This is a genomic window from Klebsiella sp. HN106 (assembly GCF_051209435.1).
In the GTDB taxonomy this organism is placed as follows: domain Bacteria; phylum Pseudomonadota; class Gammaproteobacteria; order Enterobacterales; family Enterobacteriaceae; genus Klebsiella; species Klebsiella oxytoca.
Map to the genome: position 1 here is coordinate 1 of NZ_JBLURD010000180.1, position 321 is coordinate 321.

1 protein-coding gene is annotated in these 321 nt (G+C 64.5%); it reads left to right on the top strand.

All coding sequences use genetic code 11. From position 1 onward, the window contains the following. Positions 1–321: efflux RND transporter permease subunit (locus tag ACSIPU_RS30845; RefSeq protein ID WP_435322512.1), on the top strand; the 321-nt coding region annotated here is incomplete at both ends.

Sequence of the window (321 nt, forward strand, 5' to 3'; positions counted from 1 at the left end):
GGCTGGTGGTCGCCGCGGTGGTGGCGATGTATATCGTGCTGGGGGTGCTGTACGAGAGCTTTATCCACCCGATCACGATTCTCTCCACCCTGCCCACCGCCGGGGTCGGGGCGCTGCTGGCGCTGTGGCTGGCGGGCAGCGAGCTGGACGTGATCGCCATCATCGGAATCATTCTGCTGATCGGCATCGTGAAGAAGAACGCCATCATGATGATCGACTTCGCGCTGGCCGCTGAGCGCGAGCAGGGCATGCCGCCGCGGGAGGCGATCTACCAGGCCTGTCTGCTGCGTTTTCGGCCGATCCTGATGACTACCCTCGCCG